Origin of the sequence: Hydrogenophaga sp. 70-12, assembly GCF_001897365.1 — a bacterium.
Classification (GTDB): domain Bacteria; phylum Pseudomonadota; class Gammaproteobacteria; order Burkholderiales; family Burkholderiaceae_C; genus Hydrogenophaga; species Hydrogenophaga borbori.
In genome coordinates, this window is record NZ_MKSS01000269.1 from 1 (window position 1) to 8894 (window position 8894).

At 71.5% G+C, this 8894-nt stretch carries 10 protein-coding genes and 1 pseudogene; all 11 read left to right on the top strand.

The window, feature by feature from the left end:
- Positions 1-197 (top strand): annotated as a pseudogene (locus tag BGO22_RS14870) (DUF502 domain-containing protein); the annotation flags it as partial.
- Positions 198-210: 13 nt separating this feature from the next.
- Positions 211-2013: an aspartate--tRNA ligase gene (gene aspS, locus BGO22_RS14875; protein ID WP_070399088.1), complete on the top strand. Its 1803-nt coding sequence runs from the start codon at positions 211-213 to the stop codon at positions 2011-2013.
- Positions 2014-2142: 129 nt separating this feature from the next.
- Positions 2143-2457, top strand: coding sequence for an ElaB/YgaM/YqjD family protein (locus tag BGO22_RS14880; protein WP_070399087.1), 315 nt, complete (start codon positions 2143-2145; stop codon positions 2455-2457).
- Positions 2458-2465: 8 nt separating this feature from the next.
- A complete protein-coding gene (locus tag BGO22_RS14885; RefSeq protein WP_070399086.1) occupies positions 2466-2840 on the top strand; it encodes a phage holin family protein in 375 nt (124 codons plus the stop codon).
- A gap of 58 nt (positions 2841-2898) precedes the next feature.
- Entirely contained in the window at positions 2899-3204 is a 306-nt protein-coding gene (locus BGO22_RS14890; protein ID WP_070399085.1) for a hypothetical protein, read from the top strand.
- The gene (nudB, locus tag BGO22_RS14895; RefSeq protein WP_070399084.1) at positions 3194-3673 is read left to right on the top strand and encodes a dihydroneopterin triphosphate diphosphatase; all 480 of its coding nucleotides are present in this window, start codon (positions 3194-3196) and stop codon (positions 3671-3673) included. The genes BGO22_RS14890 and nudB overlap by 11 nt, the downstream gene beginning before the upstream one ends.
- 66 nt (positions 3674-3739) lie before the next feature.
- Positions 3740-4480 carry an endonuclease/exonuclease/phosphatase family protein gene (locus BGO22_RS14900; RefSeq protein WP_070399083.1) on the top strand — a complete coding sequence of 247 codons (741 nt, stop codon included), beginning with the start codon at positions 3740-3742 and terminating at the stop codon, positions 4478-4480.
- A 17-nt stretch (positions 4481-4497) separates the two neighbouring features.
- Complete coding sequence (gene clsB / locus BGO22_RS14905; RefSeq protein WP_070399082.1) at positions 4498-5751, top strand: cardiolipin synthase ClsB; 1254 nt, start codon at positions 4498-4500, stop codon at positions 5749-5751.
- A gap of 30 nt (positions 5752-5781) precedes the next feature.
- Positions 5782-6822: a ligase-associated DNA damage response exonuclease gene (locus BGO22_RS14910; RefSeq protein WP_070399081.1), complete on the top strand. Its 1041-nt coding sequence runs from the start codon at positions 5782-5784 to the stop codon at positions 6820-6822.
- Entirely contained in the window at positions 6819-8564 is a 1746-nt protein-coding gene (locus BGO22_RS14915; protein ID WP_070399080.1) for an ATP-dependent DNA ligase, read from the top strand. Before BGO22_RS14910 ends, BGO22_RS14915 begins: the two co-directional genes overlap by 4 nt.
- Positions 8565-8711: 147 nt before the next feature.
- Positions 8712-8894 (top strand): hypothetical protein (locus BGO22_RS14920; RefSeq protein WP_286851508.1); only part of this gene is annotated, 183 nt, incomplete at its 3' end.

Genomic DNA, 8894 nt, shown 5'->3' on the forward strand with positions numbered 1-8894 from the left:
TCCTCAGCGTCTACGTGCCCACCACGCCCAACCCCACGGGCGGCTACTTCGTGCTGCTGCGCGCGCGCGACTGCGTCGAGCTCGCCATGAGCGTGGACGAGGCCCTCACCTACATCGTGTCCATGGGCGTCATCGTGCCCGGCGGCCCCCGCAACCCCAAGATCCCGCTCGCGGCCGAGGCCGAGACGCAACCCTGAGAAAGAAGACCCCATGTCCATGCGAAGCCACTACTGCGGTCTGGTGACCGAAGCCCTGATGGGCCAAACCGTCACGCTGTCGGGCTGGGTGAACCGCCGGCGCGACCACGGTGGCGTCATCTTCATCGACCTGCGCGACCGCGAAGGCACGGTGCAGGTGGTCTGCGACCCGGACCGCCCCGAGATGTTCAAGACGGCCGAAGAGGTGCGCAACGAGTTCTGCGTGCAGGTGGTCGGCCTGGTGCGCGCGCGCCCGGAGGGCACCACCAACGACACCATCAAGAGCGGCAAGATCGAGGTGCTGTGCCACGAGCTGAAGGTGCTCAACCCCTCGGTCACGCCGCCGTTCCAACTGGACGACGACAACCTGTCCGAGACCACCCGCCTCACGCACCGCGTGCTCGACCTGCGCCGCCCCTACATGCAGCGCAACCTGATGCTGCGCTACCGCGTGGCCATGGAGGTGCGCAAGTTCCTCGACGCCAACGGCTTCATCGACATCGAGACGCCGATGCTCACCAAGAGCACGCCCGAGGGCGCGCGCGACTACCTGGTGCCCAGCCGCGTGCATGACGGCATGTTCTTCGCGCTGCCGCAGTCGCCCCAGCTGTTCAAGCAACTGCTGATGGTGGCCGGCTTCGACCGCTACTACCAGATCACCAAGTGCTTCCGCGACGAGGACCTGCGCGCCGACCGCCAGCCCGAGTTCACGCAGATCGATATCGAGACCTCCTTCCTGACCGAGCAGGACATCCGCGACATGTTCCAGGGCATGATCAAAACGGTGTTCCAGAACGTGCTCGGCATCGACCTCGGCGAGTTCCCGGTCATGCCCTACGCCGAAGCCATGCACCGCTACGGCTCGGACAAGCCCGATCTGCGCGTGACCATGGAGTTCACCGAACTCACCGACGTCATGGCCGACGTGGACTTCAAGGTCTTCAGCGCGCCCGCGCAGATGAAGACCGGCCGCGTGGTGGCCCTGCGCGTGCCCGGCGGCGGCGAGATGAGCCGCAGCGAGATCGATGCCTACACCGAATTCGTCAAGATCTACGGCGCCAAAGGCCTGGCCTGGATCAAGGTCAACGACGTGGCGAAGGGCCGCGACGGCCTGCAGAGCCCGATCGTGAAGAACCTGCACGACGCGGCGCTCGAGGCCATCCTGCAGCGCAGCGGCGCGCAGAACGGCGACATCCTGTTTTTCGGCGCCGACAAGGCCAAGGTGGTCAACGACGCCATCGGCAACCTGCGCATCAAGATCGGTCACAGCGAGCTGGGCAAGAAGAACGGCCTGTTCGAGGACCGCTGGGCGCCGATGTGGGTGGTGGACTTCCCCATGTTCGAGCACGACGACGAGGAAGACCGCTGGACCGCGGTGCACCACCCCTTCACCGCGCCCAAAGACGGCCACGAGGACTTCATGGTCAGCGACCCGGGCCGCTGCATCGCCAAGGGTTACGACATGGTGCTCAACGGCTGGGAAATCGGCGGCGGTTCGGTCCGTATCCACCGCGCCGACGTGCAGGCCAAGGTCTTTGACGCGCTCAAGATCGGCCCCGAAGAGCAGCGCCTGAAGTTCGGCTTCCTGCTCGACGCGCTGCAGTACGGCGCGCCGCCGCACGGTGGCCTGGCCTTCGGCCTGGACCGCATCGTCACCCTCATGACGGGCGCCGAGTCGATCCGCGACGTGATCGCCTTCCCCAAGACCCAGCGCGCCCAGTGCCTGCTCACGCAGGCGCCCAGCCCGGTGGACGAAAAGCAGCTGCGCGAGCTGCACATCCGCCTGCGAAACCCCGATTCGGTCAAGAACAGCTGAGATCCTTGTAGGACCAGACCGCAAAAGGCGCCTTCGGGCGCCTTTTTCGTGGGAACCTGCGTATCCTTGGGCGATCGCACTATCGGTTTTTCCGATCGATTGTCCCAACCGCCTGGAAAGGAGCCCGCCATGGCCGACGCCACCACCGAAACCAGCAAGAAAAAGCTCGTGCGCGATCTGCAGCGCGTCATCACCGACGCCGAAGAGCTGCTGCAAGCCACCGCCAACGAAACCGAGGGCAAGGTGATCGAGATGCGCGAGCGCATCCGCGAGAACCTGATCGCCGCCCGGCACAAGCTGGGCGACATCGAGGAAACCGTCGCCGCCCGCACCAAGGAAGCCGCCCGCGCCACCGACGAGTACGTGCACGAGCACCCCTGGCAGGCCATCGGCACCGCCGCCGGCGTGGGCCTGCTGATCGGCATGCTCATCGCCCGGCGCTGAGCGCCGCCATGGAGCCGTCCGCTCAACGCCTCTCGGCCTCCGTGCGCGGGCTGGCGGCCACGCTGGTCGAGTTGGCCCAGGTCCGCCTGGAACTGTTCAGCGTCGAGGCCCAGGAGGAGGTGCTGCGCCTCGCCGGGCTGGTGGCCTACGGGGCCATCGCCCTGGTGTGCCTGGCGCTCGGCGTGGGCTTTCTGGCCATCCTGATCACCGTGGCCCTGTGGGATGAGCACCGGCTGGCGGCGCTGGCCACCTTCACCGGCCTGTTCCTGTTCGTCGGCTTGCTGGCCATCTGGCAGGCGCGCGCGCGCGTGCTGCGTGGCTCGCGGCTGTTCTCGGCCAGCATCGACGAGCTGCGCCAGGACCGCGAGGCATTGGACCCATGAGACCCGCCCGGCCGCCCGAAGGGGCTTGCAGTGCAGCGCGTGGCGCGGAGGCCAGCCGATGAGCCTTCCGCGCGCCGAACAGCTCAGGCAGCGCCACCTGTCGCTGCGCCGGCGCTCCCGCACGCTGCGCGTGCGCGCCGGGATGCAGGCCGAGTCCCTGCGCCCCGTGTTCGGCTGGGCCGACCGGGTGCAGGACGCCTGGCGGTGGCTGCGCGGCTGGCCGCCCCAGCTGACCCTGCCCCTGGCCGCCGTGGCCGGGCTGTGGGTGGCGCGCCGCCCCAGCCGGCTGGTCTCGCTGCCGCTGCGCGCGCTGTCCCTGTGGCGCCTGTGGCAGCGCTTCGGCGCGGCCCGCCGTGAGCGCTGAGCCGGCGCGGGCCTTCAAGGTCCCGCAGTCGGTGCTGGTGGTCATCCACACCCCGGCTTTCGAGGTGCTGCTGATCGAGCGCGCCGATGCGCCGGGGTTCTGGCAGTCCGTGACCGGCGCCAAGGACAAGCCCGAGGAACCCTTCGAGCTCACCGCCGCGCGCGAGGTGAGGGAAGAGACCGGTCTGGACGCCGCCGCGCCGGGGCACGCCCTGCGCGACTGGGGCCTGGAGAACGTCTACGAGATCTACCCGCAGTGGCGGCACCGCTACGCGCCGGGTGTCACGCACAACACGGAGCGCGTGTTCGGCCTGTGTGTGCCACGCGCCGCGCCGGTGCGGCTGAGCCCGCGCGAGCACCGCGACCAGGTCTGGCTGCCGTGGCGCGAGGCGGCGCAGCGCTGCTTCTCTCCTTCCAATGCCGAGGCCATCGGCTGGCTGCCGCGGCTGGGCGGGGCGCCGAGGCCGTAGGGCCATGCCGTCCGGCCGCGCACGCCCCGCGCGTGCGCCCGCGCGGGGCCCTTGGCCCGTGCGATCATGTGCGCCATGAGCATGGTGCGCGTAGCGACCTACAACATCCACAAGGGCGTTCAGGGCCTGGGCCCGGCGCGCCGGCTCGAAATCCACAACCTGGTGCACGCGGTCGAACAGTTCGATGCCGACATCGTCTGCCTGCAGGAGGTGCGCAGCCACCACCGCAAGCTGGAACGCTACTTCACCCGCTGGCCCGAAATGGACCAGGCCGGCTACCTCTCGCCCGAGGGCTACGAGGCCGTCTACCGCAGCAACGCCATCACGCGCCACGGCGAACACGGCAACGCCCTGCTGTCGCGCTGGCCGGTGGTGGGCGTGGGGCATTCCGACGTCTCCGACCACCGCTTCGAGCAGCGCGGCCTGCTGCACGTGCACCTGCTGGTCGATGGCCTGGAGCTGCACGTGGTGGTGGTGCACCTGGGCCTGGTGCACGCCAGCCGCGAACGGCAGGTGCAGCGCCTGGGCCAGTTCATCGCCCGCGAGGTTCCCGCCGGCGCGCCGCTGGTGGTGGCGGGCGACTTCAACGACTGGAGCGCGCAGCTGCTCAAACCCATGGCCGCGCTGGACCTGCACACCTTCGAGGGCATCCGCCTGCCCACCTTCCCGGCGCGGCTGCCGCTGCTGCACCTGGACCGCATCTTTTTTCGCGGCCTGCGCCCGGTCTCGGCCCACGTGCCGCATGGGCGCGCCTGGCGCCGCATGTCCGACCACTTGCCGATCATCGCCGACCTCGAATTCCCGTGAAACGCCTGCATGCGACGATGAAGGATGGGCACCAGCTCGTGCTGCTGGTGGGCGGCGACGAGCTCTTCCCCGCGCTGGCCGAGGCCATGGACGCGGCACGCCAGGTGGTGCACCTGGAGACCTACATCTTCGAGTTCGCGGGCTCGGCCTTGCAGGTGGCCGAGGCGCTGGAGCGCGCGGCGCGGCGCGGCGTGGCGGTGCGCCTGGTGGTCGACGGCGTGGGCACGCCGTCGATTCCCGAAGAATGGCGCCAGCGCTTCGGCGCCGCCGGCGTGCAATGGCGCATCTACTCGCCCCTGGGCCGGCTGGGCCTGCTGTTCCCCCGCCTGTGGCGCCGCCTGCACCGCAAGCTCTGCGTGGTGGACGGCACGGTGGGTTTCTGCGGCGGCGTCAACATCATCGACGACCGCGACGACGTGTCGCTGGGCCGGCTCGACGAACCCCGGCTGGACTATTCACTGCGCGTGGCCGGGCCGCTGGTGCAGGACATGACGGAGACCATGGAGCAGCTCTGGTGGCGCCTGCAGGCCGTGCGGGCCGCGCGCCAGCGCGAGTTCTCGGCCGCCTGGCAGGCGCTGCGCGGCTCGAGCGCCTCGGGCGATTTCTCCAAGCTGCTGCGCAAGCTGGAAACGCGCGCGCGCGGCCTGGCGTCCGGCGGCGAGGAAGACACCGGCAGCGCGCTGATGGGCGTGGACGACGCGCGCGCCGCGCTGCTGCTGCGCGACAACGTGGCGCACCGCCACGACATCGAGCGCGCCTACCTCAAGGCCATCGGCGAGGCGCGCCAGGAGGTGCTCATCGTCAACGCCTACTTCATTCCCGGGCGCCGGCTGCGCAAGGCCCTGCTGATGGCCGTCGGGCGCGGCGTGCGGGTGCGCCTGCTGCTGCAGGGGCGCTACGAGCATTTCCTGCAGTACCGCGCCGCGCGGCCCGCGCTCAAGCGCCTGGTGAACGCGGGCCTGGAGGTCTGCGAGTACGCGCCCAGCGCGCTGCACGCCAAGGTGGCCGTGGTGGATGAGCGCTGGGCCACGGTGGGCTCCACCAACCTGGACCCGCTGTCGCTGCTGCTGGCGCGCGAGGCCAACGTCATGAGCACCGACCGGCGCTTCGCGGCGCTGCTGCGCGCGCACCTGGATCACATCGTCTGCCACCGCAGCACACCCATCCACGCGGAGGCGCTCAACAGCCGGCCCTGGGGCCAGCGCATCCTCGACCGCATCGCCTTCGGCATCATGCGCACGGTGCTGTTTCTCACCGGCCACCGCTATTGAGGAGGCGGTGGCCGCCCCCACGTCCCTGATATGCAGGACCTGATCGTCCAGCGCCCCGAGGGCCTGTACTGCCCGCCGGGCGATTTTTTCATCGACCCCTGGCGCCGCGTCGACCGCGCGGTGATCACGCACGCGCACGCCGACCACGCGCGCACCGGGCACCGCCACTACCTCGCGGCCGCGCCCGGCGCCGGGCTGCTGCGCGCGCGGCTGGGGGAGGGCATCCCCCTGCAGCCGATGGACTACGGCGAGGTGGTCACGCACCGGGGCGTGCGCATCAGCCTGCACCCGGCGGGCCACGTGCTGGGCTCGGCCCAGGTGCGCCTGGAACACCAGGGCCAGGTGTGGGTGGCCAGCGGGGACTACCGGCCCACGCCCGCCCACGGCGTGCCCGATCGCACCTGCGCGCCGTTCGAGCCGGTGCGCTGCGACACCTTCATCACCGAGTCCACCTTCGGCCTGCCCATCTACCGCTGGCGTCCCGACCACGAGCTGTTCGCCGAACTCAACCACTGGTGGGCCGACAACGCGGCCGTCGGGCGCGCCAGCGTGATCAGCTGCTACAGCCTGGGCAAGGCGCAGCGCCTGCTGGCGGGGGTGGACCCGTCCATCGGCCCCATCGTCTGCCACGGCTCGGTGGAGCCGCTCAATCGAGCCTACCGCGCGGCGGGCGTGGACCTGCCGGCCACGCTCGCGGCGGAGGGAACGCACGACCCGGCGGACCTGCGCCGCGCCCTGGTGCTGTGCCCGGGCAGCGCCCTGTCCTCGCCCTGGATACGCCGCTTCGGTGACACCAGCGACGCCTTCGCCAGCGGCTGGATGCAGATCCGCGGCTGGCGCCGCCGCCTGGGCCACGACCGCGGTTTCGTCATCAGCGACCACGCCGACTGGCCCGGCCTGCTCTCGGCCATCGGCGCGACCGGCGCCGGGCGCGTGATCGTCACCCACGGCAGCGTGCCCACCCTGGTGCGTTACCTCCAGGAGCAGGGCCTGCGGGCCGAAGGCTTCAAGACCGAGTACGGCGACGGCGCCGACGATCCGCTCGCCGCCGGGGCGGAGTCCGCCGCATGAAGCGCTTCGGCGCGCTGTTCGCCGAACTCGACGCCAGCACCGCCACCCACGCCAAGGTGGCCGCCCTGGTGCGTTACCTGCGCGAAGCGCCCGACGAGGACGCGGCCTGGGCGGTGTACTTCCTCGCGGGCGGCAAGCCGCGCCAACTCATCCGCACCGCTCAGCTGCGCGCGCTGGCGCTGCGGGCCTCGGGCCTGCCCGAATGGCTGTTCGAGGAGAGCTACCAGGCCGTGGGCGACCTCGCCGAGACCATCGCCCTGGTGCTGCCCGCGCCGGCCGAGGGGGGCGCCGAGCTCGGCCTTCACGGCTGGATGACCCAGCGGCTGCTGCCGCTGCGCGGCGCCGATGAGGCCACGGTGGCGGCCGCGGTGCTGGGCTGGTGGGCCGAGCTCGACAGCCTGGGCCGCTTCCTCTTCGTCAAGCTGGTGGGGGGTGGTTTCCGCGTCGGCGTGAGCCAGCTGCTGGCGCAGCGCGCCGTGGCCGAGTTCGCGGGCCTGGACCCCAAGCTCGTGGCGGCGCGCATGATGGGCTACACCAGCGGCCAGCGCGCGCCCACGGCCGAGGCCTGGCGCGCCATCGTGGCGTCGGCCGAGGGCGAAGGGGCGGCCGCACGCGACCCGAGCCAGCCCTACCCCTTCTTCCTGGCGTCCGCGCTCGCGGGGGCGCCCGAGGCCACGCTGGGTGAGGTGGGCGACTGGTGCGCCGAGTGGAAGTTCGACGGCATCCGCGGCCAGATCGTCAAGCGCGCGGGCCGCGCCTGGGTCTGGTCGCGCGGCGAGGAGCTGATGACCGAGCGCTTTCCCGAGCTGGAGCGCCTGGCCGCGGCCTGGCCCGACGGCACGGTGGTCGACGGCGAGATCGTGGCCTGGGACGCGCTGGCCGCGCCCCTGCCGGGCTTCGAGACGCCGGGCCGGCCCGCGCCCTTCGCCACGCTGCAGCAGCGCATCGCGCGCAAGACGCTCACGGCCCGCGTGCTGGCCGATGCGCCCGTGGGCTTCATCGCCCACGACCTGCTGGAGCGCGGCGGACAGGACCTGCGCGGGCAACCCCAGCACGCGCGCCGCGCCGCCCTGCAGGCGCTGGCGCGGGCCTGCGCCCCGCCGCTGCCCTGCTCGCCGCTGCTCGGCGCGCCCGACTGGGCCACGCTGGCCGCCTGGCGCGCGCGTTCGCGCGAACTCGGCGTCGAGGGCCTGATGCTCAAGCACCGCGACGGCGCCTACGGCACCGGGCGCGTGAAGCGCTCGGGCGAGGGCGAGCGGCTGGCCTGGTGGAAATGGAAGATCGACCCGTTCACGGTGGACGGCGTGCTGATCTACGCCCAGGCCGGCCACGGGCGGCGCGCCTCGGTCTACACCGACTACAGCTTCGCCGTCTGGAACCGCACGCCGCGCGATCCGGCCGAGGCGCAGGCGGTGGTGGACGCGATCGCCGATCGCCGACCGGCCAACCCGCAAGGCCTGCAGCTGGTGTCCTTCACCAAGGCCTATTCGGGGCTGAGCGACGCCGAGTTCCAGGCCGTGGACGCCGTGATCCGCGAGACCACGCTGGAGCACTTCGGCCCCGTGCGCAGCGTGCGCCCGACGCTGGTGGTGGAGCTGGCCTTCGAAGGCATCGCGCGCAGCAAGCGCCACAAGAGCGGCGTGGCGCTGCGCTTCCCGCGCATGCTGCGCGTGCGCGAGGACAAACCCCTGCACGAGGCCGGCACGCTGGGTGAGCTCCAGGCCTTGCTGCCCGGCGCCTGATCCCCCCGGTGGGGGACGGAACCCGCGTCGGTTCTGAGCTTTGCTTCAAGCCCTGCCGGCAACGCCGACGCCCCGTGCCGCCGGCTGATGTGATCGCGCGCTCGTGCCGTGGCACGGGCGTTTCGGATCGCATCGGGGAGGCAGTGCATGAACTGGAATCACCACCGCGTGGTGCTGAAGGCCGCGCGTAGCGGTGCAAGGTGGCTGTCTGGCCTGCTGGGTCTGGCGCTGCTGCTCACGGGCCTTGGCGCATCGGCCGCCTGCGACCCCAGCGTGAGCTGCTGCGCCGGTGCCCCCAGCACCGGCAGCCCCTGCGGCGGGGCGGGCGCG